This is a genomic window from Gordonia sp. QH-12, assembly GCF_001578675.1.
Classification (GTDB): Bacteria; Actinomycetota; Actinomycetes; order Mycobacteriales; family Mycobacteriaceae; genus Gordonia; species Gordonia sihwensis.
The window spans coordinates 1-24,492 of the sequence record NZ_KQ969291.1; the positions used below are offsets into that span (position 1 = coordinate 1).

The 24,492-nt window shown below is 64.7% G+C and carries 17 protein-coding genes, 2 pseudogenes and 1 other annotated feature; of the genes and pseudogenes, 4 read left to right on the top strand and 15 right to left on the bottom strand.

All coding sequences use genetic code 11. The features are described 5' to 3' along the window. The first annotated feature begins 39 nt into the window (after window positions 1-39). Window positions 40-168: a sequence feature (AL1L pseudoknot), on the top strand. Next, entirely contained in the window at window positions 82-1,008 is a 927-nt protein-coding gene (locus tag Y710_RS10245) for an IS3 family transposase (protein WP_006896685.1), read from the top strand. Its footprint overlaps the feature before it by 87 nt. A 15-nt stretch (window positions 1,009-1,023) precedes the next feature. Here Y710_RS10245 and Y710_RS10250 read toward each other — a convergent pair whose 3' ends face one another. From Y710_RS10250 to Y710_RS10280, 8 genes and pseudogenes are all read right to left on the bottom strand, one after another. Then, window positions 1,024-1,425, bottom strand: a complete 402-nt coding sequence (locus tag Y710_RS10250; protein ID WP_006896686.1) for a hypothetical protein — start codon at window positions 1,423-1,425, stop codon at window positions 1,024-1,026. Then, the gene (locus tag Y710_RS10255; protein ID WP_006896687.1) at window positions 1,425-4,835 is read right to left on the bottom strand and encodes a helicase-related protein; all 3,411 of its coding nucleotides are present in this window, start codon (window positions 4,833-4,835) and stop codon (window positions 1,425-1,427) included. The genes Y710_RS10250 and Y710_RS10255 overlap by 1 nt, the downstream gene beginning before the upstream one ends. 1,443 nt (window positions 4,836-6,278) lie before the next feature. Beyond that, window positions 6,279-6,656 (bottom strand): annotated as a pseudogene (locus Y710_RS19110) (TniQ family protein); the annotation flags it as partial. Between the two features lie 63 nt (window positions 6,657-6,719). Continuing rightward, entirely contained in the window at window positions 6,720-7,430 is a 711-nt protein-coding gene (locus tag Y710_RS19115; protein ID WP_223291355.1) for a hypothetical protein, read from the bottom strand. Between the two features lie 480 nt (window positions 7,431-7,910). Next, window positions 7,911-8,282, bottom strand: a pseudogene (locus tag Y710_RS19120) (TniQ family protein); the annotation flags it as partial. After that, the gene (locus tag Y710_RS10265) at window positions 8,282-9,253 is read right to left on the bottom strand and encodes a TniB family NTP-binding protein (protein WP_223259049.1); all 972 of its coding nucleotides are present in this window, start codon (window positions 9,251-9,253) and stop codon (window positions 8,282-8,284) included. The pseudogene Y710_RS19120 and the gene Y710_RS10265, both read right to left, overlap by 1 nt. Before the next feature lie 83 nt (window positions 9,254-9,336). Continuing rightward, entirely contained in the window at window positions 9,337-11,370 is a 2,034-nt protein-coding gene (locus Y710_RS10270; protein ID WP_223291302.1) for a transposase, read from the bottom strand. Window positions 11,371-11,528: 158 nt separating this feature from the next. Next, window positions 11,529-12,233, bottom strand: a complete 705-nt coding sequence (locus Y710_RS10280) for a TnsA-like heteromeric transposase endonuclease subunit (protein ID WP_306302654.1) — start codon at window positions 12,231-12,233, stop codon at window positions 11,529-11,531. A gap of 196 nt (window positions 12,234-12,429) precedes the next feature. Here Y710_RS10280 and Y710_RS10285 point away from each other — a divergent pair, with 196 nt between their 5' ends. Continuing rightward, the gene (locus Y710_RS10285) at window positions 12,430-13,248 is read left to right on the top strand and encodes a hypothetical protein (RefSeq protein WP_006896694.1); all 819 of its coding nucleotides are present in this window, start codon (window positions 12,430-12,432) and stop codon (window positions 13,246-13,248) included. Window positions 13,249-13,520: 272 nt separating this feature from the next. Here Y710_RS10285 and dnaB read toward each other — a convergent pair whose 3' ends face one another. Continuing rightward, window positions 13,521-15,734: a replicative DNA helicase gene (dnaB, locus tag Y710_RS10290; RefSeq protein ID WP_006896695.1), complete on the bottom strand. Its 2,214-nt coding sequence runs from the start codon at window positions 15,732-15,734 to the stop codon at window positions 13,521-13,523. Window positions 15,735-16,131: 397 nt separating this feature from the next. Here dnaB and Y710_RS10295 point away from each other — a divergent pair, with 397 nt between their 5' ends. Beyond that, window positions 16,132-16,710 carry a hypothetical protein gene (locus Y710_RS10295; protein ID WP_051999650.1) on the top strand — a complete coding sequence of 193 codons (579 nt, stop codon included), beginning with the start codon at window positions 16,132-16,134 and terminating at the stop codon, window positions 16,708-16,710. 87 nt (window positions 16,711-16,797) lie between these two features. Here the strand turns inward: Y710_RS10295 and rplI are convergent, their stop codons facing one another. From rplI to rpsF, 4 genes are all read right to left on the bottom strand, one after another. After that, complete coding sequence (rplI, locus tag Y710_RS10300; RefSeq protein ID WP_006896697.1) at window positions 16,798-17,247, bottom strand: 50S ribosomal protein L9; 450 nt, start codon at window positions 17,245-17,247, stop codon at window positions 16,798-16,800. A gap of 20 nt (window positions 17,248-17,267) precedes the next feature. Continuing rightward, window positions 17,268-17,522: a 30S ribosomal protein S18 gene (gene rpsR / locus Y710_RS10305; RefSeq protein WP_006896698.1), complete on the bottom strand. Its 255-nt coding sequence runs from the start codon at window positions 17,520-17,522 to the stop codon at window positions 17,268-17,270. A 40-nt stretch (window positions 17,523-17,562) separates the two neighbouring features. After that, window positions 17,563-18,117 (bottom strand): single-stranded DNA-binding protein, encoded by a 555-nt coding sequence (locus Y710_RS10310; protein WP_006896699.1) that lies wholly within the window; start codon window positions 18,115-18,117, stop codon window positions 17,563-17,565. 110 nt (window positions 18,118-18,227) lie between these two features. Beyond that, window positions 18,228-18,509, bottom strand: a complete 282-nt coding sequence (gene rpsF / locus Y710_RS10315; RefSeq protein ID WP_006896700.1) for a 30S ribosomal protein S6 — start codon at window positions 18,507-18,509, stop codon at window positions 18,228-18,230. Between the two features lie 161 nt (window positions 18,510-18,670). Here rpsF and Y710_RS10320 point away from each other — a divergent pair, with 161 nt between their 5' ends. Then, window positions 18,671-20,674 (top strand): GNAT family N-acetyltransferase, encoded by a 2,004-nt coding sequence (locus tag Y710_RS10320; RefSeq protein ID WP_062367429.1) that lies wholly within the window; start codon window positions 18,671-18,673, stop codon window positions 20,672-20,674. Here Y710_RS10320 and Y710_RS10325 read toward each other — a convergent pair. Both Y710_RS10325 and Y710_RS10330 read right to left on the bottom strand, forming a co-directional pair. Continuing rightward, window positions 20,660-22,168 carry a glycosyltransferase family 87 protein gene (locus tag Y710_RS10325; RefSeq protein ID WP_045539790.1) on the bottom strand — a complete coding sequence of 503 codons (1,509 nt, stop codon included), beginning with the start codon at window positions 22,166-22,168 and terminating at the stop codon, window positions 20,660-20,662. The two genes, Y710_RS10320 and Y710_RS10325, sit on opposite strands and share 15 nt — an antisense overlap. Beyond that, complete coding sequence (locus tag Y710_RS10330) at window positions 22,168-24,426, bottom strand: transglycosylase domain-containing protein (RefSeq protein ID WP_006896703.1); 2,259 nt, start codon at window positions 24,424-24,426, stop codon at window positions 22,168-22,170. Before Y710_RS10330 ends, Y710_RS10325 begins: the two co-directional genes overlap by 1 nt. Window positions 24,427-24,492: the final 66 nt, after the last annotated feature.

Sequence of the window (24,492 nt, forward strand, 5' to 3'; positions counted from 1 at the left end):
CACTGACCGCTTGAATCCGCCGATCCTGAGGTCGGCCTCGGCTTTTTTCGCGGCGGAGCTCGACCGCCCACAGCGTTGATCGTGGAATACATCGACCAGTACAAGCATGAGTTCGGCGTCGAGCCGATCTGTCGGACGCTGACCGCAGCGGGCACGCAGATCGCGCCGAGCACGTACTACGCGTTCAAGACCCGACCACCCTCGAAGCGAGCACTGCGCGACGAGGAACTGCTGATCGAGATCCACCGCGTCCACTCGGCGAACTTTGGCGTCTACGGGGCGAAGAAGGTCCACGCCCAACTGCGTCGCGAGGGCGTCGTCGTCGCGCGCTGCACGGTCGAGCGGCTCATGCGCGTTGCGGGGTTACGAGGGATTAGCCGAGCCAAGGGCCCGCGCACCACGATCTCCGGTCGCGGCCCGGATAGTCGGCCTGACCTGGTCGATCGCGACTTCACTGCAACCGCTCCGAACCAGTTGTGGGTCGCGGACATCACCTACTGCCGCACCTTCGTCGGCTGGGTGTATGCCGCGTTCGTCATCGACGTGTTCTCTCGCCGCGTGGTCGGCTGGCAGCTCTCGAAGTCGCTACGGACCGACCTTGCGCTGGACGCGTTGGAGATGGGCATCTGGACCCGCGATCGCGCAGGCCAGTCGGTCACCGGGCTCACGCACCACAGCGACAAGGGCGTTCAATACGTCGCCATCCGCTACACCGAGCGTCTTGCCGAGGCTGGCGCGGCCGCCTCGGTCGGTTCCACCGGCGACTCATACGACAATGCCCTGGCCGAGGCCTTCAACTCGCTGTTCAAGGCCGAGCTGGTCCGCAACCGCGGGCCCTGGAAGAATATCGACGACCTCGAGATCGCGACCGCGGAATACATCGACTGGTTCAATCACCGGCGATTGCACGGCGAGATCGGCATGATCCCGCCCATCGAGCTCGAGGACACCTATCATCACAACCACCCCGCACCGGTACCCGCCGACGCGGCACTTGCGAGCCTCTGACAAACCCGGGGCGATTCAGTCTTGATCGACCCGCTTGGGTTCGACACCGGAATCCATCTCTGACTCCGCACACCGGAGCACAACGGCCAAGACCTCTGCGACAGCGGGGCCGCTCTGCGCGCTGGCGGGCGGCGAGACGCCCGCCGGGGCGAACGGCAACGTCATCATGCGAATGGCCTCAAGCGTTCCCAGAGGGTCGTAGCCAGCGAACCCCTCGACGAACTGCGTCGCCGCATCATCGATGCGCCGCTCAACCTCCGCTGCAGGGTCGGTCGCTTTCGAGACGTCTGAAAGCAACCCAGCAGTATCGAAGGCGCGCTCCAGCACTACCTGAACGTGTTGGTCGGCGTGCCCGGCTTTAGTAGCGTCCTGGCGGCGCTTCTTGTTCCGCCGTTTTCGGGAGGACTTGGATGCCATCAAAACGGCGCCTTCCCTTTTGCCCACTGCTTGGACCAATCGCCTCGGATGCCGGTGGCGTTGAAGTCACCGAGGTCGGTGGTGGCGAATGGGTTGTCGAGGTAGCGGACCTCGTCGTGCTGGGCGCCACGCGGGTCGACGCGGACGAGAGCGAGGCGGTAACGCGGGGCGGCGTTCTTACCAACCATCACCTCGTTGTGGGTGACGAAGAAGTCGGTCGCTCCTTCGATACGCGCTTTGACCTCGATGCGGTAGGTGTCGCCTTTGGCGTCTGTGGAGAGGATGTCGAAACCGGGATTGTTGAAGGCCTGCTCGACGGGCTTGCGTCCGAGTTCACGTTCACGGGCCATCACCAAGTCGACACCGCGGCGTTCGACCTCTTTGGTCTCCTTCGCGTGGATGGGCGCGGTCGCGGGTAGGTCGGTCTCCAGTATCCCGACGGGGAGCACCAGTGCTGCGGTGACGATGCGTGGTGGCTTGGTCGACATAAGCTGCTGGTGGTCAAGCAGTGCGAGCCTCTTGCGTAGACGGGCGTCGAGTTCGACGGCTTTACGATTCAGGCTCTCCGATGATTCTTTCGGTTTCTCACCGGCGCGTTCCTTTTCCGCCGCGACGGCGGCATCGAGGATGAGGCGGTCGCGTTCACCTTCGAGCCGCTTGATGACCAGGTCACGTGCCTTACTCAACTCCGCGAGGCGCCTCGGCTGAACGTCGTCGAGGTAGTCGGGGAGTTGGTTGGCGATAATCCAGCTCGTGGTTTTGTCTTCAGCACCTGCCAGCCACGGGAGGGTGCGGGCTGTATCGGTGACAGCGTTCTCGGGTGCCGCCACGCAGTCCAGGTAGGGCGCGGGGCCGGCAGGCGTCACGGTGCCGAAGCTGTCGACGTATGCGTAGCCGAAGCGGCGTGCGACGGACTCTCCGGTCGCGTCGGCGACCTCTTCGATCACGCCGACGAGCAGGTGTGTCTCCTCCAGCGTCGAGGAAACCAAGATCGTGCCTCGGTTGAGGGAACCACCGAACTGTCGCACGGACTCGTCCATGACCGCGTCGTGCAGCGGATGATCCGGGGCGAGAAGGTCGGCGCGGCTGAGTTCGTCGGCGTGGACCTTGCCAAGATCGAACGTGACTCGGTCGTACTTGGTTGCGATCGGCCCTGTGCCTGCGGCGCGTATTTGCTGGGGCACGTTCGCGATCTCGTAGCGACCCTGTTCGCGCCTCACGATGCGGCCGCCGAGGCGGGCGAAGGCGGCCTTGAATGCCATCTCGATGTAGTGCGGTTGAAGGCGGCGGGCGCGTGCTTCGTCCATTGCCGCGCGCAGTGCATGCAGGTCGGCCTCGGCCAGGTTCTCCGACGCCAATGCCCGTTCGTCGAGGAGATCCTTGAGTCCATCCCCGACCGACGCGTCGATGACCTCATGCATTTTAGCCTTGACGTCGGGGCGCTCGCCGTGCTGGATGGCATCGAGCAGGAGGTTGCGCAGCGGGGTCTCGGTGAACGCCTCGCCGAGGACGTCGAAGACTTTGCCACCGTATGTCTGACGCATCTGGTCGAGCTTCTCCAGCAGGCGGGTGAAGACTTCACCCTCGCGGGTGTTGGAGGCTACGAGGTTCCAGAGTCGGCAGACCTCTTCTTGGCCGATGCGGTGGATGCGGCCGAAGCGTTGCTCGATGCGGTTGGGGTTCCACGGCAGGTCGTAGTTGACCATCAGGTGCGCGGCCTGAAGGTTAAGCCCCTCTCCAGCGGCGTCGGTTGCGATGAGGATTTGGACGTCGCGGTTCTTGGTGAACTCCTCGGTGATCACGCGCCGCTCACCTCTGCGGACGCCACCGTGGATCGCCTTGACCGAGTCGGGCTTGCCGAGCAAAGAGCCGATCTTGGACTGGAGATAGTCAAGGGTGTCGCGGTGCTCGGTGAAGATGATGAACTTCCGTGGCCAACCGTTCGAATCGGTGACCAGCGCATTGTCCTGGAGGATCGTGGAGAGTTCGGTCCACTTGCGGTCGGTGCCAGCCTCGCGGACCTTCTTGGCGGTCGCAATCAGATCGGCGAGTTCGACAAGTTCTGCGTTGAGCTCCTCGACGGTCTGGGCGGCGGTGGCCGCGTCCATCACGTCTTCCTCAAGCTGCTCCAGTTCTTCGGCGTTGTATTCATCTTCGTCGAAGTCGCCCGAGCCGATGACGTCGTCGGGTTCCTTGTAGGTGCCGTTGAGGATCTCGGTCTTCTTGCGCTCCAGCCGTTCGGTGCGGCGGACGAGGCTCTTGTAGATCGCCTCAGGGCTGGAGGCGAGTCTGCGCTGAAGGACAGTCAGGGCGAATCCGACAGTGTTCTTACGCTTGCCGCCAAGCCTGTCGGCACGGTTCATGCCCTCGCGGACGTAGCGAGTGACGTCCTCGTAGAGGCCCTTCTCCCGCTCGGTCAACTCGTAGGGCACAGTTTCGGCGATGCGTTCAGGGAAGAGCTTCTTACCTTCGAACGTCAGCAGGTCTTCCTTGACCATGCGCCGCATGATTCCGGTGACGTCGACAGACTTCTTCTGCTTGCCCTCGAACCGATCGCGGTCGAGCAAAGTGAGGAAGAGCTGAAAGTCCTCTTCCTTGCCCGAGTGTGGAGTCGCGGTCATCAGCAGGAGGTGGCGGGTAATTTGGCCGAGCAGCTCCCCCAGCAGGAAGCGTTTGGTCTTCTCCAGCTTCCCGCCGAAGTAGTGCGCTCCCATTCTGTGTGCCTCGTCGACGATGATCAGATCCCACTCCGTCTCCTTCAGTTGGGCCTGGAGTGCCTCGTTGCGGGAGAGCTGATCCATGCGTGCGATCACGAGTGGGTTCGTTTCGAAGACGTTGAGGTTGATGTTGGCATCGATGAGCTGGTTGGTCAGCAGGTCGAACCGCAGCCCAAACTTGAAGAACAGTTCGTCCTGCCACTGCTCGACCAGTCCACCGGGAGCGATGATCAGGCACTGCTTGACGTCGTCGCGGAGCAGCAGCTCCTTGATGTAGAGGCCGGCCATGATCGTCTTGCCGGCACCGGGGTCGTCGGCGAGAAGGAACCGAAGCGGGGTCCGCGGTAGGAGTTCGCCGTACACCGCGCGAATCTGGTGCGGCAGCGGCTGCACGTCGCTCGTGGCGACGGCCAGCATTGGATCGAAAAGGCCGGCCAGCGAGATACGTTGGGCCTCGGCGACGAGCTTGAAGTCGCTGGCGGTGGCGTCAAACGCGCGGCTACCGCTGGTGGCGACGCTGAGGTTGTCCTGGTCCTTGCGGAACACAACCTGTTGGCCAAGTCCACCTGAGCCGTTCTGGTAAGTGAGTGCGAGTGCGTCCGTGCCATGCCATTGAGCAGCGATGACAGTGATCACCTCTGCGGGAATGAGACCCTCGACTCGCAGACCGGGCTTCAACTCTTCAAGCTGCACGCGTGGACCTCCTCATTGCCAGCCCTCGAACGCTACCCGCCGATACTGACAGGTTCGCCATCGCCAGGAATTCAACGAGACCAAGCCGAGTGGCATTGCCAGGCCTTCGAACGCTTGCTGAGAAGCTGTCGAAGACTTCGCTGAGGTGCCGCCCGACGCCCGTCACCTCGAGTTCCCATCGGCGAGTTCGCGCAATGCTCGCCCCAACTCCTCCGGAAGCGTGTCACGAAACACCCGATAAGCCGCCTTCGATTGTCGGGTCACCGGCGGCGGCCACGCCGGGCTGGTGTCCAACCCCCCCTGAGCAACCTCGCACCACATCCATGTCACCGCGTACGGGAGTGCGGCCGCGCGCCTCCTCGGACTCGCCGACCGCGCCCAATCGGTGAACCACGTGTCGGGCGTACTCGCGAGCTCGATGACTCGTCGCTCGAGCGCCCGAAAATCCCGTCGACGCGATAGTTCCCTCGCTGCCGCGCTGGCGGCTGCCGCGATCTCTGAAGGACTCGCGGCCAGTCGCGTGCTCGCCGCTCGCGATGTCCGTCTGCCAATGTCCGGGTCGAGTTCGATACTCGCTGCAGCAGTGGACCACGTCGACCCTGGCCGTTGTGCGCGCGCAATACACAGGGAGGCGTACAGCCGCCCCGTGCTTTCCTGCGTTGTCAGCATCCCAGCGAAATGACGACGGTAGGTGTGCTCATCGAGGAGTTGAGGGATCGCAGACAGCGGCAGATCGATCAACGCGTCGTGATGATCGATCTGCAGGCCGACATGGCGGCGGGCTGAAAGCACCTGGACCACCAGCCAGCTCAACACCGGACTCTTTGCCGCGCGATTGACGATCCATCCTCTCGGGCCGCCCGGGACGTCCGGGATCAGATCGAACCACTCGGCCAACCGTGCGACGGCGTCCGCACTCTCCGGACTGGACAGAATCCCATCCGCCTCCGCCAGTGCTTCACCGCGGGTGACTGCACTTGTCGGCGGCTGAATACCCCACCGAGGCCCTCGAAGCTCAGTTGTGCGACCAGCGGCTTCGGCTTGGAGATCTCCGGCCCATTCGACGAAACCCCTTGCGCGAGACCGGGATGCGAGGTGAAGTAGAAGAGTGGTTAAGTTTCGGACTTCTGCGAGGTACGCGGGGGGCGCGAGAGCGCCATCGAGAACGCTCGTTTCTTCGCCTTGGATAGCGGCCGTAACCCGTGTTGCGGTCCGAATTGCACCTTCGGATGCAGCCGTCGGTTTCTCTCTCAGGATGGAGTGTCGGCAGGGAGCCGAGAATCCGAGCGGATTCCCGCACGGCTGGTGTTCATCGAGCCGAGGACGCAGCGGACTGTGGTGTCGCGTTCGAAAGCGCCGGCTACATCTTGAACACTCAGCGACCAGGTAGACGCCGTGGTCGGGACACACTGTCGACACCGGTAGCTTCCACGACAGCTGCCAGATTCCGTCGTGCGATAGGCAGAGTGGGCATAGTTGCGTCCCATGCTGCGGGAACCACCCCTGGCAAACGATGGCGCGGTAGCTCGCCCGATCGAGCGGGTCGAAGCCGTCGAGGTTGAGTGGCGCGCCTCCGTCGTAACGCAACAAGGTCGAATTCTCGACGGCCGATGCCCCCAGCCCAGTGAGATCCACTATTCGGCCGACGAGCTCATCGCTAGGCCGGACCAGCATGAAAGCCGTCGAGACCGACGATCCGTCCCGGTTCTCCTTGAGCATGCGGACAAGACTCTTGGTCGTCAGATCGTTCACAAGTGCAATCCGCTCGAGGTACGAATCAAGCGACTCGCGTGGATCGATTGCAACTCGAGCGGGGAGCATTAGCTCAGAGGCTCCATCGCCGTCGCGGTTTGGTAGCGCCCGCAGTGGGCGAGCGACTGGAAGTCACGCGCCCACACGAGTCCGGTCCTCTTCTGAGACTCGGTCCGAATCCACCACACCGAAGTCTCCACTCCCAACCTGACGCACAAGATCTTCGTCGGCGACGCAGATCGCTTCGGCGGCACTGCGGAGGATGAGACGGCCTTCGGGGTTGAGCGCAGCGTCAAATGCTTTCAGGTGTTCGGCGTCTGGCCATGTACGCGGGCTATCACAGGTTGCATCGAACCACATCCAAGATGCGGCGAGCCGGGCGCAGCCATCGAAGTTCCGGGCGGCTGCGGGCAGGGTGCCGACCAGGTCCGGCGGGGCGGCTTCAATCCGTCTTAACGCGTCGCGGCGCTCACGGTAGTTGACGAGCTCGTCGAGGCATAGAGCTCGCGCCAGATTCATCGCATGGGCAATGTCGCTCTCGCGGTGGAAGATCGGAGTCCATTTCGGCCACGCCCCTATGCAAATCGAGTAGCTACCAGCTTTCGTCAGACGGTAGGTCGGCTCGTCGGCAAGGCTCCAATGATCGCGCAACCGAACACATTGACTGAGAAGTAGCGCGACTCTGGAACGCCACAACCACTGGGCGGGGTCGAGCACGAACGGTTCGCCTTCTTGCCGGTAGATCCCTGGGATGTGGTCAAGCGTCAATTGCGTATGGCCAAGCGCCAGCCGCATCAGATCTTCGCCGCGTGGATGGCGGACTGAGCTCTTCGGTAACCGCATGGTCTTGACAGTCTTCGCGCCTGTGCGGAGTACCCGTCGAGTGAAGACCTGCGAATCGGGTATTTCAGAATTCTCTGGTCGGACAGGAGTGGGACGTGGATGTGGAGATACTCGTGGTGTCAGCCACGTTCGCTGTTCTTCCCAGGCCATTGCGATGGCCAGTGCACGAACGGCAGGAGATCGCGGTAGCTCTTCCTCGGACTCGTGACTCGTCGCAAGATCTGCCGTCGCAGTGGTCACCAACTGAGCATCAGCTGGGATCCAGTGTGCAGATCCTCGACTGAGCCGACGAGCCACCGAGGGTAGTTCCGCACGGAGACACTCAAGTCGGTCGAGTGCATCGAAGTCAGTCGTAGATCTGTGTGCAGCGGACGAGACCTCCTTGCAGACCGACAGAATCCGATTGGGAACTCTGGTCAACTGCGCAGTGCCACTACCGGGCATCCCGATGAGGTGCCCGCAGTAGAAGCAGACCGGAGACAGAGCCAAAGCCCACTCTCGCCGTGCCACTCCGTTTGGGGCGCAACGGCAATGCTGACCCCACTCACTTGCCAGCCAGCCTTCCTTCGCGAGCACTCGACTATGGCAGTCATCAAGGGTCATCGCCGAAATGCGCGAGAATGGCTGGCGCGTCAGCGTGGCCAGGTGCCGCAGAATCGGCTCGTAGTCAGACGCTGATCGCGATAACTGACTTCGACCAAGGATCTTGGTGACGGTGGTGCAATTCGCCGTCGCCGCGCGCAATACGAAGGACTCCAGCGATTCATCGTCGGCTGGAATCGGTCGAGCAGGCAGATAGCCGATACGAGGCTCTCGCATGGATAGCCCCCTTCCGTTGTCTGCCGGTGACATCACACCCTGCTCTGCTTGCTGCGGCGCCGAAGATCGATTTCCGCCTCTGCTGCGTGCGCTCGTTTACTGAGGCGGACTTCCTTCAGGTGTTCTGGGTTGATCGTGTGCGTGCCGTCGGCGATCGCTGCAAGTGTCGCAATGCGGAGGAGGCGTGTCGCGTCACCGACGTAGCCCTGAGATCGCTTCCAGATGGGCCCCGCGAGCTGTGAAGTGAGAAGCCCTTCGCTTGCCCGAGGGAGATGCGGAAGGAGATAACCTTCCAGCCCGTAGAGCAGTTGCTGCCACGCGTGTTGCTCCTCCGAAGTCTCGATTCCGTAAGGACTGAAGCTCATTGGCTGGAGGCGGCCGATAAGCTGGGCATCGCTCATGGCTTCACTGGATTCGAGGTCTGTCCCAACCAGAATTAAGCTGGCGTTGAATTCGCCGAGCTCGGTGTTCATGTACTTCACGTGATCGAGGACCTCCCGGCCGCCCTTCCAGTTGGTACGCAGTAGATGGAAGTCGTCGATGAGAAGGGTGCGCACGCCGTGGCGTGCCAATGCCCTGACCGCGGCGGTTGACGTCTGGTGGGCGGCGCCGCTGGCGGATAAGCGGAAGAAGTCAAGGACTTGGGAGTTGAATCCTTTGACCATCGAGCCAGATTGCAGGTTGACCCAAACGACGGGGCATAGGTCTGCGTCGATCGTTGGCTGAGGGTTCCACGTGGGCAGTTCTGCAGGGCCTTTCGGTGCGCCTACGATCCATTCCACGTATTTCCTTGTGGCCCAGCGGCGGACCGCCGTGCTCTTCCCGAGCGTGCTTGCGCCTGTGACCGACGCTATTGCCTTCGCACCGGGGCCCGTTTCAGAATTCTCCTGCACGATCTCAGTGAGTCGGTCTGCGACTGCGCGGGTCTCGGCCGTTTCGACGTAGAGTCCATTCATCCATTGACGCAGCGCATCGACCGCCCGCGAGCGGTCCTCGGATGTCATCCTGTCCCAACCAGCCGACGTGTACAGAGGTGGTTCTGGCAACTCCGTTTTGGTGCAAGCCAAATGCCAAGCGAGAGAGTCCATCAGGAGTCGGCCCGCATCGTCGGCCACGGGACGTCGAGGATGTCCAAGGGAACGTCGTCCTGGGGTGAATCGGTATGGGGCGTCTTGGTGCGTGCTTCGTTGCCGCCCGACTGAGTGGCTTCGTCGCGGGTTGCACCTTGGGCTGCCTGAGCTTCTTCGTGGTCTTTGCGCGATTGTTCAACTCTGCGGTGCGCGGCTGACAGTTTGGCAGTCCAGTCAGTTGGAACGGGCCCAGAGGTGAGTTCCGTGAGCTCGTCGAGGATCTGCCGCTGCGCTGAGCCCCGACTCAGAATGTGGTTGCCGCCGCGTTCGCGGACGCGCCGCCTAACAGCCTGAACGATCGTATCGGTCATCGGCGCGTCAGTGAAGAAAGATCCTCGCCACGCAACGGGGCGTACACGGCCGGTCTCGGGGTGCGGGAACCAGATGCTCGACAAGTCGTGCGGGTCGACAAGAAAGGGAACCTTGTTGTCGTCGTCCCTGAACTGGCCCCGTGCGACATTCCGAAAATCATCGAGCAGCTTGCCGTCGTAGACCATCTCAGCAAACTCGACACCTGCGACTCCGACTGTGCCCCACTTGACCGGAAGCATCTGATAGATCATGTCTGCACGCTGCGGTACGTCGATACGGCCGGTGACGTCGAGCATGATGTCCCAGAGCTCCAAAGGACTGGTGCGAGCGGTGGGCTCACCACCGATAACCAAGCCTGTGTGCCACGACCGGTGGTAGTCCAAGGCGACGAATCGCCGAAGGTGTTCTTCCAGTTCGGCGGCCGTGACCAATGCCTCCTCGGCGACCAATCGACCGCGCTCCGAGGTATTGCGACCTTTGTAGCCGGGGAGCTGTTGAACGGCCCGTTGTAGCGTCTCGTGCCAGCGTTCAACGTGGGGGTTGTCCGTTGGCTTCTTCCCGCGACTGAGCAACAAGTCAATCCCGAAGTCGCGCAGAATCGCGCGGAAGTGATCGGACACGAAGATCGAACCGTGGTCGGCGCGGATCGCGTCCGGCATGACGCCAGGGATGTGGTGCTCTCCTTGAAGCGTAGTGAAATCGGGTGCAACACTTCTGCGCCCAACGTTGACCGCGACATCAGAAGCGTCGACGACTTGGGGCAAACCGGCCCAGCGCCAGTGACTGATGGTGGTGCCCTCCACCATCATCGAGAACGGGCGGCAGATGTCGTAGAGAAGTAGCCCGGCATCGATTCCATCGGCGCTCTTCGGCACCACGCGCAGTGCGAGGACCACTCTGGTGGCGACGTCGATTGCAGTGAGGATTTCGACGCTGAAGGGTCGCCCGAGAAGCGGGTCGTATACGAGGTTGTCCGCCCTCGTGGCGTCGATGGCGACTATTTGCCCAGGCCTGATTGCGGGGAAGTGCTCTTTGCCCGACACGCGCTGTAGCGACCGGCTTCTCTGGGTGCGGGTTGTTGCGCCCGCGCCCCGTTTGAGGTGCGCGAGATACTCTGCCGTCAGACGCTGCGGCGTGGAGACATCCACGTGCCCTGCACGCTTGAGCTCAACCTTGATCCGCCGATCAAGCTCGCTGATGTTGGCGTCCGCCCGATCTCCGTCCAGGGTGGCGAAGACCAACTCAGCAACAGTCCGATAGCGCTCATCGATTCGCTCCCACGTCTGTTCGCGACGCAGGGATCTGGCATCGAGGAGCCCGAGTAGTCCGTCGCGTTTCCATGCACGCACCCAGTTGCGGATGGTGCTGTCGACCGGAGCCGATCGCTTGATCTCACCGTTCGCGATGCGGCGTTGTAGGGCACGATCTCCCACAGCTTCTTGCTGCAACGCGACCGCCATCGCGCGACAGCGCGCCGCCTCGGAGACGCCGAAGCCTTCGCCGAAGGGTGGGCGCGGTTCGCCATCGCGCGCGAGTTCGGCGTGACCGTCCCGGTAGCCGGTCAGTATCTCATGCACGATTTCAAGTTTGTCGAGGGCGGCTCGGCGCGTTTCCTCAGACAGGCCATCCCAGTACGGGCGGAGCGCCGGTCTGATTGGCGCTACATCGCCATCGACCACGACTCGCACCTCTGCGAGTTCGGGCCAATCGACGTGCAAGGAATCGCCGACGCTGGTGCGGAGGTCTACGCCGGCCGCTGATACCGCTGTCACCAGACCGGTTCCCCACTCAGTCAGAAGTCGGCCACCGACCTCAACCACTGTGCGACTTGTGTCCACTACGCCACCAGTCCCGCGCGCACTGGCGTTTCCATCGTCAATCGCTTCGAGAGGTTGGTATCCAGCTCACCGGACCAGACCATGTGCCAGACCACGGCGATGGCCTCCCCGTTTCCGGTATCCAGACGAAATAGGGAGCCCAGAGTCGCGGCGTCGTTACTTGCTTCCTTCCCGATCTCGCCAGCCACCTGGTCATACCAGGAAGGCCTTCGGCGGTAGCCGTGCAGCCACAGAAGGTTTAGGCGTTCTACGCGGTCGAGTCCGTTGAATACCTCGTGACGCCATCCCACATTCGCGCAGGCGGCCTCGACCATTGCGACCTGAAGCTTGAATTTGTCGTCCATCTTGTGCGGCAGGCGTGCATTCCAGAGCGTTACCGCCCCGGTGTCGTCAAGGCTGAGTAAGTCGGGCGTGTTTTTCGCCGAGGACGATCCGCCCCGCTTCAGCTGACACGGTTGCGGTATCAGCGCGACGATATCGTTGAGCCGGTCCAGGCGTCGCAAGAGGTCATGCTCGAGGCCCGACTCGAGTTCTAGGTGGTCGCGCATGGTCAGTGAATACGCAGTGACAGGTATGTGCCGGTGACGTTCCGAGGATCGAGGCTTGCGAATCGGAACTACACGTGCGAGATCCGGCGGACCGTCGGACCGCCAGTTCAACACGCGGGACACCTTGTCGCCAGCGAATCGGAACCGCCACGTCACCGCCGCGCGGGAACTCTCGGTCAAGTGACACCTCCGCTTCCGCAGGAATTAGCACCAAATCTAGCAAGAAATCGAGGTCGAAGGGCTACTAAGGGAGCAAGTCGACAATCGGTCAGCGAGGCATTTCGGGTGATAGGCCGACGTCTCCTTCGCCCCATCAGCGGTCCGTGTCGGAAGGCTGCGATAGGTTGCTCCCATGGCCAAAGGCAATCAGGTCGCTCCGTCGACGAAGTTCGAGCAGACGCTGCAGGCATCGGCTCAGCTGCCGGGTGTGCAGATCAACCGGGAGGCCTTCCTCCGCAGAGAGCTGAAGCGATACTGCACCGACGAGCAGATCAAACTCGCTATCGCCACAACACCGGCCGAAGCAGGCGTAACACCTCAAGTGATCGACAAGATCGCCAACAGCGTGATCAAGTTCGAGACCGGCAAGGTGACGACACTTTCCACGGCAGCCGGCATCCCTGGAGGCCTCGCAGCGATCGGCACGGTCCCGGCTGATATCGCGCAGTACTATGGGCACCTTCTTCGCGTCGTCCAGAAGCTCGCCTACATCTACAGCTGGCCGGAGCTCTTCGACGACAGCGCCGACGGAATGGACTCCGCGACCGAAAGCATGCTCACGCTGTTCATCGGCGTGATGTTTGGCGTGAACGCGGCCCAGGCCGGCGTGGCGCAAGTCTCGAAGTTGATCGCAAGTGAAGTGGCCAGGAAGCTGCCGCAGAAGGCTCTCACCAAGGGTGCGATATATCCGGTGGTCAAGAAGGTTGCAGGGCTCCTGGGCATTCAGATGACCAAGCAGGTCTTCGCCAAGAGCGCAGCCAAGGTCGTGCCGCTGGTAGGCGCGGTTGTCTCGGGAAGCCTGACCTTCGTCACGTTCATGCCGATGTCGAAGCGGCTCCAGAAGCACCTCGCAACCCTTCCGCTGACCAAGCCCGGTCACGGAGTCACCGAGCAAGCGTCGAATCCGCCGAGCACATCCCCAAAACCAGCACCAACGTCATCTGCGAATTAGACGAGCTCATCCCACAAGCCAATCGCCGATAGCCTGCCGCCAGCCGCCGGTCACTTCAGCCCCTTCGTCGCCCGGTTTCACCCGCGCACTCGGCGATTTCCAGGAATAGATTCCCCGGCAAAATTAGCAGGAAATCATACCGAAACGCGGGCTACGGGCAACGCTCGCCTGACCATGTTTGCCCTAGTCAGGGCGATTCTTACGCCGTGATCAGGCTTGTTAAACAAGCGGGACCACCTTGCTAATCTTCGCTGCATCTCGACACGCGCCGCTCAGCCTCGCGCCATGTCGACGAACCGAGACAGGTGCAACTGGTGCGCCACCGTGATCGTCGCAGTGGGACCGTTGCGGTGCTTACCGACGATGATGTCCGCTTCACCCGCGCGCGGGTCGTCGCGTTCGGTCGAGTCGGGACGGTGCAGCAGGATGACCATGTCGGCATCCTGCTCCAGCGATCCCGATTCGCGCAGGTCGGAGACCTGGGGACGCTTGTCGGTCCGCTGTTCGGGGCCACGGTTCAGCTGGCTGATCGCCACCACCGGCACCTCGAGCTCCTTGGCGAGCAGCTTGATCGATCGCGAGAACTCCGAGACCTCTTGCTGACGTGATTCGACCTTCTTGCCCGACGTCATCAGCTGCATGTAGTCGATGACGACGAGCTTGAGATCGTGCTTCTGCTTCAGCCGTCGGGCCTTGGCCCGGATCTCCATCATGGTGAGGTTCGGCGAGTCGTCGATGAACAGCGGCGCCTCGGTGATCTCGCCCATGCGGCGCGCCAGCCGGCTCCAGTCGTCGTCGCTCATGTTGCCCGACCGCATGTCGCCGAGCTTCACCTTCGCCTCGGCCGACAGCAGTCGCATGACAATCTCCGTCTTGCTCATCTCCAGCGAGAACATGGCCGAGGTGAGCCCGTGATGAATCGACGCCGAACGGAGCCAGTCCATGGCGAGGGTGGAGTTGTGAGTCGGCACCATCGCCTCACCCGCCAGGTACAGGTGGCTCATGTTGTCGACTTCGACGCACCGCACCGGGACACTCGGCACCGAGCGCACCGACACCACCCGCCGCGCCCGCACGCTGCTGCGCAGTTCCTTGTGTCGCTGGGCCTTCTCGAAGACGGTGAACACGTCGTCGGGCGCGTTGAGCCGGATCCAGCCGCTGCTGGCCCGGCGGAAGGTGTAGCCGAGGCCGGCGGCGAGATCCCCGACCACGGAAGACATGTGGTTGGTGGCCGCGGGCACGGTGATCCAGCCGTCGTCGTCCACACGCGCGCGGGAGTCCAGGATGCCCGCCAGCAGCGCGCGCCGCTGCGGCACCGAACCGCGCAGGTACTCGTGCGGGATGCGGCCGCCCAGATCCGTCATCAACGTCATGACGTCGACCGGACCCTCGGCCTCGATCCGCGCGCCGATCTCCGGGTCGTCATACGCCATTCCGGCCAGCGCGCCGACGGTGTACGGGCCGTAGGCCAGCGGGCGGTACGGCAGTTCGAGCGGCGCAGCGTTGGCGATGCTGGCGCGGCCGCCGTAGATCTGGAGCTGTTCGGTGGTCAGCAGCCGGTCCTCGCCGTCGACCTCCACGGCCCACTGATGCTGTTCATCGGCGACGATCACACCGCCGTCGTCGAACTCCACCGCATAGCAGGGCCGGCGGGTCATCACCTCGGTCGCGGCGACGACGGTGGTCGGACGACCGTCGGCCCCCAGGAGCAGGTCACCCTTCGCGACCCGGCCCATCGTGGTCCACCCGCTCGGAGTCGGCAGCGGCGTGTCGAGCGCCAGCGCCTTGCCGACGCCCGGACGCGCCGCCACGATGATCATCTGACCGGGATGAAGACCGTTCGTCAGCTTGTCGAGGTCGGCGAAACCGGTGGGCACGCCCAACGACAGTCCGCCCCGCGACGCGATCGAATCGAGCTCGTCGAGCGTGGGCTGGAGCAGTTCCTCCAGCGGCACGTAATCCTCGGTGGTGCGACGCTCGGTGACCTCGTAGATCTCCGCCTGCGCTCGGTCGACCACCTCGGCCACGTCCTGGCCGTCGGCCCCGGCGTAGCCGTACTGCACGATGCGGGTACCCGCCTCCACGAGCCTGCGCAGAATCGACTTCTCGCCGACGATCTCGGCGTAGTAGCCGGCGTTCGCCGCGGTGGGGACTGTCGAGATCAGCGTGTGCAGGTACGGCGCGCCGCCGACCTTGCGCAGTTCGCCCTTGCGCTCCAACTCGGCGGCGACGGTGACGGCGTCGGCGGGTTCGCCGCGGCCGTACAACTCGAGGATCGCGTCGTACACGGCCTGGTGAGCGGGCTTGTAGAAGTCGCCGGGACGGATCCGTTCGAGCACGTCGGCGATCGCGTCCTTCGACAGCATCATGCCGCCCAGAACCGACTGCTCGGCCTGCTGATCCTGCGGTGGCTGTCGTCCGAACTCCTCCGTCGGAGGTTCTGGCGGGAGATCGGGCTCGCGCCCGAGGTCGGCCTCAATAGCCACTCACACACCCCCTGGTACAGCAACGACAACCGGTGATTTCCGCAAGGGAAACCGAACACTTCAGAAAGGTTAGGGCCAGGGGCGCGATGCTGCCAACCACCCCCTGTGGACAGGGCTGTGGAGCCCGTGTGGACAACTGTGGACGTTGCAGGAAGACATGTGCACAACCCTGTGGAGCAGGTGGGGAAATGTCGTGGAATTCACGTCGTAACCCCAGGTCAGAGCTTGTTGACGAAATCCACAGAACCCGGCTGCGGAATCACCGGCGTGTCGGCTTGCGCCACGCCGAAACACCGTCCAGCAGCACTTCAGGTGATCCACCGTGCACCCGAATCCGCGGTCGCGCACCCGGTGCGATCCGCCCGATTCCGCGCGCCGGACGGGCTGTCGTGCTCAAATGGGAAACGTGCGTGTGTCCCATCCTGCGCGAGCGAGCATCCGGGCGACTGTCGTCGCCGTGATCGCGCTGCTGGCCGCGTCGGTCCCCGCGATCGCACACGCGGCACCGCGGGCGTCGGACTTCGACTTCTCGCCGTACCGCTCGGTGAACGCCGACGACTACCGCTCGGTGGCCTACGTCGACAACGGACGCCACTACTTCACCGCGGGCGGCTGGCGCTGCCAGATCGGTCCGCAGGCGAATGCGATGGCCTGCCGGGGACGCCCCGCCACCGCGCCGCCCGGGACGATCGGCGTGGCGGTCAGCGGCGAGAGCCAGGGTCCGTACTGGGTGCGCAAGGGAACGTCGTTCCAGCTGGGCCCGGTGAGCGGCTACCGGCCCCGCGTGCTCCCGGTAGGCAGCCGGATCACGGTCGCGAACGTCACCTGCGCGGCGCCTCGTGCCGGGGTCGTCGCATGCCGGAACTGGAATCGCGGATTCCTCCTCAGCCGCGCCGGCCATCGGTTCCTGTACCCCGCCGGCGATACCGCGCACTCCGCGAACCCGAAACGTCACCCGCAACCCGCACGTCGGTGACGACGGTGTCGGATGCGAGCGGCGCACCGGACCGACGTCAGAGGCCGGCCACCCCGTGGGGTGACCGGCCTCCTTCGATGCTCTACGTCAGCTGACGACGGCGAGGCTCAGCTTGGCCTCCACCTTCGGGTGCAGCTTGACGACGACGGGGTACTCGCCCAGAGCCTTGATGTGGCCCTTCGGCAGCTCCAGGCTGCGCTTGTCGACGACGGGGCCGCCCGCAGCGCGGATGGCGCCCGCGACGTCCGACGCCGAGACGGAGCCGAACAGCTTGCCCGAGTCGTGGGTCTTGACGGTCAGCGAGACGTTGTCGAGGCCCTCGAGAGCCTGCTTGATCTCGTTGGCGTGGTCGAGGTCGCGCACCGCGCGAGCCTCCTGCGAGCGGCGGATGCCCTCGACCTGCTTCAGCGCACCGCGGGTGGCGACGATCGCCAGTCCGCGAGGCAGCAGGTAGTTGCGGCCGTAGCCGTCACGCACCTCGACGGTGTCGCCGGCCTCGCCCAGATTCTCAACCGATGCGGTCAGGATCAGCTTCATTGTCTTCTGTCCTTTCCCGCTCAGCGTCCGGTCGACGTGAACGGCAGCAACGCCACCTCACGCGAGTTCTTCACGGCCACAGCGACATCGCGCTGGTGCTGCACGCAGTTGCCGGTGACGCGACGCGAACGGATCTTGCCGCGGTCAGAGAGGAAACGACGCAGCAGCGCGGTGTCCTTGTAGTCGATGACGGTCTTCTTGTCCTTGCAGAAGGTGCAGGCCTTGGCCTTCGTGACCTTCTCCACGCGGGGCTTGCGGCCCTTTTGCTTTGCCATGTATTGCTCCAGTCAATGGTCTCCGGGTGGCGGCCCGGAATCAGAAAGGTGGTTCGTCGTCCCCGCCACCGAAGCCGCCGCCCGCTGCGGGCGCACTGCCCCACGGGTCGTCGGCCGGCTGGCTCGCGGCCTGCTGGGGGCGTCCGCCCTGCGGTGCGCCGAAGCCACCGCCTGCGTTTCCGCCACCCTGATTGCCGCCGTATCCGCCGCCACCGCCGTAGTTGCCGCCACCACGCTGGGTGCGGTTGACCTTGGCGGTCGCGTAACGGAGCGAGGGACCGATCTCATCCACTTCGAGCTCGACGACGGTGCGACGTTCCCCTTCACGGGTCTCGTACGACCGCTGCTTGAGCTTGCCCTGCACGATCACTCGGGTGCCCTTGGTGAGGGACTCGGTCACGTTCTCGGCGGCGTCGCGCCAGATGCTGCAGCGGAGGAACAGCGCTTCGCCGTCTTTCCACTCGTTCGTCTGACGGTCGAACGTCCGCGGAGTGGAGGCCACCGTGAAATTGGCGACCGGCGCACCGGAAGCGGTGAACCGCAGTTCCGGATCGGCGGTCAGATTTCCGACGACCGTGATGACCGTGTCCGTCATGAGACTCCCCTAATCGTGTCGAAGAACGCTGACTGGCGCGCCCTGTGAAGTGGTTGACACCACCCTAGAGGCGGGCACCGACAATGTCAGCGTGCTCCGCAGGCTGTGGATTACTTGCGCAGGACCTTGGTGCGGAGCACCGACTCGTTCAGCTTCAGCTGACGATCGAGCTCGCTCACGGTCGCCGGAGTCGCGTTCAGCTGAACGACGGCGTAGATGCCCTCGTTGTGCTTCGCGATCTCGTAGGCCAGGCGGCGCTTGCCCCAGATCTCGACGTCGTCCACCTTGCCGCCTTCGTTGCGAACAACGTTGAGGAAGGTATCCAGGGATGGGGCGACGGTGCGCTCGTCCAGGCTCGGATCGAGGATCACCATCAGTTCGTAATGACGCATAAGACCACATCACCTCCTATGGGCTTTCGGCCACGGACGGTCCGTGGCAGGAGGGTCGCCTGCGTCGGCAACCTGTCAAAGATACATGAGAGCGGACTGACCTGCGAAATCACCGCCGGGCCGCACCGGCGGACGTCACCGGGCTGCACTAGGCTCATCGCATGCCATCGGCCCGCAATGCCTTCGCCGCCAAGCGGCTTCACTTCGGTGAGACCGCCGTGATCCTCGTGACCGCGATGCTGTTCACCGCCGCGTCGGCCGCGGCCTCTTATGCGACGAAGGTGCGCTGCACCACCCCGACGTCGGGCGCCAAACGCGAATGGCTCTACGGCAGCCCGTACGACGTCGTCCCCTGCTACTCGGATCTGATGACGATGTGGCACGGCCGCGGCCTGGCCGACCACGTCTTCCCGTACATCCACGGCGGGATCACGCCGAGCGGCGAACTGTTCGGCGGCGTCGTCGAGTACCCGGTGCTGTCGGGACTGATCATGTGGTTCAGTTCGCTCGGCGCCCACACCGACCGCGAGTTCCTCTGGCACAGCCTCGTCATTCTGTTGCCCTTCGTCTTCATCACGACGATCCTCCTGGCGCTGATGACGCGCTGGTGGGTGCTGCTCTGGGCCGCGACCCCGCCGCTGATGCTCTACGCCCTGCACAACTGGGAACTCCCGGTGGTCTGCGCCGCGGTAGCCGGTGTGGCCGTCATGGCCTGGGGCGGCTCCGCGGATCCCGCGACCGGCCTGCGACGCTGGTCGGTGCGGACCACAGCGATCGTGGCGGCGATCCCGCTCGGGGTGGGGTTCTCCCTGAAGATCTATCCCGGACTCTTCGTTCTGCCGTTGATGCTCTACGTCCTCACCCGCGGAGAGAAGACCGATCGCAGGCCGCGGGGGCTCGACTGGGCCGGTGCGGCCTATGTGGCGCTGTCGGCCGTGGTGACGGTCGCGGTGACGCAGGTCCCGTTCATGATCGCCGGCTACGAGGGATGGAAGGCCGCAATCGACTTCCAGAGCAAGCGCGAGGCGAATCTCTCCACCAACTCGATCTGGTACTGGGGGCTGCGTTTCCTGACCGGCGGTGAGACCTCGACCTACAACAGCATCGTCGACGTCGCGTCACCCCTGCTGATCATCGGCTCGTTCGCCCTCGCCTGCTGGCTCGGGTGGCGCGTCTATCGGCGCGACGGCGTGTTCCCGTGGCTGGGCGTCAGCGCCGCGATGCTCGCCGGATTCATGGTCTTCCACAAGGTTCACTCGCCGCAGTACACCCTCTGGATCCTCCCGTTCTTCGTGCTGCTGCGGGTCCGCTGGTGGCTGATCGCGCTGTACCTGGTGGCCGACGCGGCCCTCGATCTGACGATCTTCCACCTCCTGATGAACTACTCGGCGACCACACGCGCCTGGGTCCTCGCCGGAGTCAACTTCGGCGTCTGGACCCACGCCGTCCTGCTCGTGGCGCTCATCTTCGTGTTCGTCAGAGCCCGGCCCCGCGAGCCGCTCGCCTCGTATCTGACCGGCGGTGTGCCGCCGAAGGGACCGCTCACCCGACTCGCCGTCGCCGATGCGGCCGGCGCCCGCAGCTGGCTCGGCGCGCCGACGCTGGCCAACCGGCACGTGACCCTTCGACCGCTCGTGCCCGCGGACGCCGAAGCGCTCGGCAGGGTTGCCGGCGATCCCGAACTGTACAAATGGACCGGCGACCTGCCGCGCGACACGGCAGCTGCCGCGGCCTGGATCACCGCGGCGCTCTCGGATCCGCGGCGCATACCGTTCGCCGTCCTCGACGCGCAGGGACGGCTCGTCGGCACCACGAGCTTCTACGACGTCGACTCCGCGAACCGGTCCCTCGCGATCGGCTACACCTATTACGGCCCCGCGGCGATGGGAACCGCGGTCAATCCGGCGGCCAAACTCCTGCTCTGCGAGTACGCGTTCACCGTGTGCGACGCGGTGCGGATCGTGTGGCACACCCACGCCGAGAACGCCCGTTCGCGCGCCGCGATCACCAGACTCGGCGCGGTTCCGGAGGGCGAGCTGGGAAAGCACCGCCGATTCCGCGGCGGATGGCGGACCACCGCCCAGTTCGCGATCGTCGACGACGACTGGCCGGCCTCGCGGGATCTGCTCGCGGCGCGGCTCGGAGCTCGATCAGACGCTCGGTGACCCGGTCGCGGCTTCGCCTGCGACCGGCGAACGCATCAGCCGGGACGATGAGGGTTCGTCGTCGTCGACGCGGAGCAGCTGCCACACGACCACCGCGCACAAGCCGACCAGAACCGCACCGCGAAGCGTGTTGACGGCGTAGAAGACGTCCGGCGGAAGCCATTTGCGGCTCGGGTCCAGGAACAGGCCCATCCGCGGAATCCAGACGAGCGCGTCGAAGGTCATCCACGCCAGCACCGCGCTCGGGTACGGGACCGCCAGCACGGCGAGCGGGACCAGCCACAGCGACGACTGCGGTGTCCATTCCTTTCCGAACAGCAGGAAGCCAGCCACCAGCAGGAACATCAGCTGCGCCAGGGTCGGTTCGCCGCTCGCGCGCAGCCCGATGTATGCGACGGCGGCGACCACGGCGATCAGCAGCAGCAGGACGATGCCGTTGAGCAGGGCCGTCGACGGGTTCCATCCGGTCGCCATCGATATCAGGCGGTACAGGGTGTCCGGTTCCACGCCGCGGTCGCGCCAGACACGGAAAGCCTGGCTCCATCCCGTCGGGTACAGGATCATCAGCGGCAGATTGATCGCCAGCCAACTCGCCGCCGCCGCTCCGACGACGACCGCCAGCCTGCGGAGCTCTCGCTGCCGGACGCACAGGACCGCGATCGCGGGCAGAAGCAGAAGCGGATACACCGCCGCGGCCGCGCCGAGGCCGGCGAAGACACCCGTCCAGCCGGGGCGGCCGCGCGTCCAGCACAGCATCGCCACGGCGACCATCGCGATGGCGATGACGTCGGTCGAGGTGAAGGCGTGGAAGAACAGCAGGGGCGAGAGCGCCATCAGCGCGCCGAGCCACAGTCGGCGGCGGTCGGTCATCATCGTGGCCCACACCGCGAGCAGCCAGAACAGCGACAGCAGCACAGCGCTGATGTTGAAGTAGTTCACCACGTCGAGCGTCTTCGGCAGCCCCAGGGTGTCGGCCAACAGGCCCCAGCCCCGCGCGGCCTGGGCGCTGACGTACATGAACAGCCCAGTCAGCGCCGGCTCGGCGAGATAAGCCTTGGTCTGGGCGCCGTCGCCGTCGCTCTGCGTCCAGTGGGTGCGGTACGGGAAGGCGCCCTTGGCCAGGTCGGCGGGAGTCAGCTTGTCCTGCTCGTACGACGCGACCAGATCGGAGTAGCACAGGCCGACGAACTGCCGCTGGTTGTCCCAGTTCAGACGCACCTGACCGGGTGCGTCCTGGACGGGCGCCTGCTGGATGCAGCCGGCTTTGCCGAACCAGCTGATCGACAGCCCCACCAGGGCGAGCAGGAGGACCACCCGCACCGGCGTCCAGGTCCGACTGCGACCGACGGCGGCGTGCAGTCCGACAGGCCCGCCGATCGAGTCGCTGGCCGCCGCCAACTGGGGGCTCGACCACGACGGCACCACACGCTCGGTCTCCACCCGCAGATCATCTGCGAGCGGTTCCGGCGAGTCCCACGTCGGCTGCTGCGTCACTACGTCGCGGGCACCGGTGCTGCTGGAGCGAGTTGCTGATCGGTCGGATTGCGGCCGCGATTGTTGTTCGCGGTCCCGTTGCCGTTGCCGGTTCCGTTGCCCGGACCTGTTCCGGTTCCGTCGTCACCGCCGGTGCCCGGCTCCTGGGTGGGCGACTCATCGTCACCGCCGCCGATCGGGATCGTGACGCCCGGAGCGATCACCACGTCGCCGTTCTCGTTCTGCCCGGGCAGACGCGGAAGTCGAGGACGCTCGCGGGTGGTCTGAGTCTCGGTCGGGGTGTAGGTGGTGGGCGGCGGCTCATACGGGACGCCCGCCTGTCCGCCGACCGCCTCGGGGGTCGGGAACTGCTCGATCGGCTCGCCCTCCAGGGCGGCGTCCATCGAGGCCTTCCAGATCTGAGCGGGCAGTCCGCTGCCGTAGATCGACGATCCGGAGTAGTTGCGCAGCGGCGCACCCTTGTCCGTGCCGACCCAGGTGGCCGTCGACAGCTGCGGCGTGTAGCCGGCCATCCACGCGTCCTTGTTGTATCCGGTGTCGCCGAGCTGGGCGGTACCGGTCTTGGCCGCCGACGGCCGCGGCCCGTAGGTCGAGTCGTACAGCGAGTTGCCGTTGGAGTAGGCCGCGATCGGCATCATCGCCGAGGTCACGTTGTCCGCGACGGCCTCCGAGACCACGCGCTTGCCCTTGTCCTTCTGGCGTTCGAAGAGCACGTCGCCGGTCGAGGTCTCGACCTTCTGGACGAAGAACGGGTCGCGGTGGATGCCCGACGCGGCGAGCGTCGCGTAGGCCGAGGCCATGTCGAGCACGCGGGACGGGTACTGGCCCAGGACCACGCCGCCTTCGCTATGGCCGTTCTTCTCCTGCAGGGTGTGCTGGATGTCGCCGAAGCTCTCGGCGATGCCGAGCCGGTGCGCCGTGTCGGCGACCGCGTCGGCCTGACCGTTCAGGTCCATCATGAGCCGGTAGTAGACGGTGTTCAGCGACATCTTCAGCGCGGTGGCCAGGTTGCAGCTGCCGCAGCTCTCGCCGTCGGAGTTCTGGACCACCAGGCCGCCGGGCGCCTCGTACGGCGCCGAGCTGTAGTACTTCGAGAGCGGGATGTCCTGCTCCAGGGCCGCGACCAGCGCGAAGACCTTGAAGATCGAACCGGTCTGCAGGCCGGCCGAGGCGTAGTCCCAGCCCTGTCCGTCCTCGCCGCCGTAGTAGCCCTGGATGCCGCCGGTCGCGGGATCGATGGACACCGACGCGGTGCGCAGGTTCTTCGGCTCGCCGTCGAGCTTGTTGCGCGCGGCGGAGACCAGCGCCTTCTGCACCTTCGGATCGATCGAGGTGGTGATCTTCAGACCGGAGGTCTGCACCTGCTGCTCGGTGATGCCGAGCTTCTCGAGTTCGGCCAGCACCTGCCGCTTGATCAGGCCGTTGGGTCCTTCGTTGGCCTCGGCCGTCTGGTCCTTGACCTTCGCGACCTTCGGGAACTTCTGCGCGTCGCGGTCAGACTTGCTGAGTGCGCCGATCGAGACCATGCCGTCGAGCACGTAGTTCCAGCGGCTGACCGCCAGATCCGGGTTCACCGCGGGATCGTAGATCGACGGACCGCGGATGATGCCCGCGAGCAGCGCCGACTCCGACGGGGTGAGTTTCTTGAGCGGCTTGTTGAAGTACGCGCGCGCGGCGGCGTCGACGCCGTAGGCGCCGCGGCCGAAGTAGATGGTGTTCAGATACGCCGCCATGATCTCTTCCTTGGACCACTGGCGGGACATCTTGGTGGCGATCGCGAGTTCTTTGAACTTGCGCTTGTAGCTGACCTCGTCACCGACGATCGCGTTCTTCACGTACTGCTGGGTGATGGTGGAGCCGCCGCCCGCACCGGACTTGCCGAAGGCCTTGCCCAGCACGGCCCGGGTGAAGCCGGAGGTCGAGAAACCAGCGTTCGAGTCGAAGTCTCGGTCCTCGGCGGCCTTCACCGCGTCGACCATGGACTGCGGGATGTCCTCGTACTTGACGTCGGTCCGGTTGCCCTCGGGTGGCACGATCTTGGCGATCGTCCCGCCCTTGCTGTCGGTGATGGTGGCGACCTGGTTCTGCTTGATGTCGCCCGGCGACGGCACGTCCACCGTCAAGTAGGTGAACAGGAAGGCCACCACCAGGAAGACGGCGACCAGCGGCACTGCTCCGGCAAGAATGCCCAGCGTCCACGCCGTGGCCTTCACCGCCGTCGATTTCTCCGACGTCGCAGCACCTTTACCGCTGGTCATCGCTCACCCACTTCTCTGCGCTGTTGCGCGGACGAAACTAACACTCTCAACTGTGACGTATGGCTG

Bases quoted from the DNA above. Each gene is read 5' to 3' on its own strand.
- rplI (WP_006896697.1), bottom strand. From the start codon at position 17,247: ATGAAGCTGATCCTGACCGCATCGGTTGAGAATCTGGGCGAGGCCGGC.
- Y710_RS10310 (WP_006896699.1), bottom strand. From the start codon at position 18,117: ATGACGGACACGGTCATCACGGTCGTCGGAAATCTGACCGCCGATCCG.
- Y710_RS10330 (WP_006896703.1), bottom strand. From the start codon at position 24,426: ATGACCAGCGGTAAAGGTGCTGCGACGTCGGAGAAATCGACGGCGGTG.
- Y710_RS19115 (WP_223291355.1), bottom strand. From the start codon at position 7,430: ATGCGGTTACCGAAGAGCTCAGTCCGCCATCCACGCGGCGAAGATCTG.
- Y710_RS10295 (WP_051999650.1), top strand. From the start codon at position 16,132: ATGGGAAACGTGCGTGTGTCCCATCCTGCGCGAGCGAGCATCCGGGCG.
- rpsR (WP_006896698.1), bottom strand. From the start codon at position 17,522: ATGGCAAAGCAAAAGGGCCGCAAGCCCCGCGTGGAGAAGGTCACGAAG.
- Y710_RS10265 (WP_223259049.1), bottom strand. From the start codon at position 9,253: ATGACATCCGAGGACCGCTCGCGGGCGGTCGATGCGCTGCGTCAATGG.
- Y710_RS10285 (WP_006896694.1), top strand. From the start codon at position 12,430: ATGGCCAAAGGCAATCAGGTCGCTCCGTCGACGAAGTTCGAGCAGACG.
- Y710_RS10250 (WP_006896686.1), bottom strand. From the start codon at position 1,425: ATGGCATCCAAGTCCTCCCGAAAACGGCGGAACAAGAAGCGCCGCCAG.
- Y710_RS10320 (WP_062367429.1), top strand. From the start codon at position 18,671: ATGCCATCGGCCCGCAATGCCTTCGCCGCCAAGCGGCTTCACTTCGGT.
- rpsF (WP_006896700.1), bottom strand. From the start codon at position 18,509: ATGCGTCATTACGAACTGATGGTGATCCTCGATCCGAGCCTGGACGAG.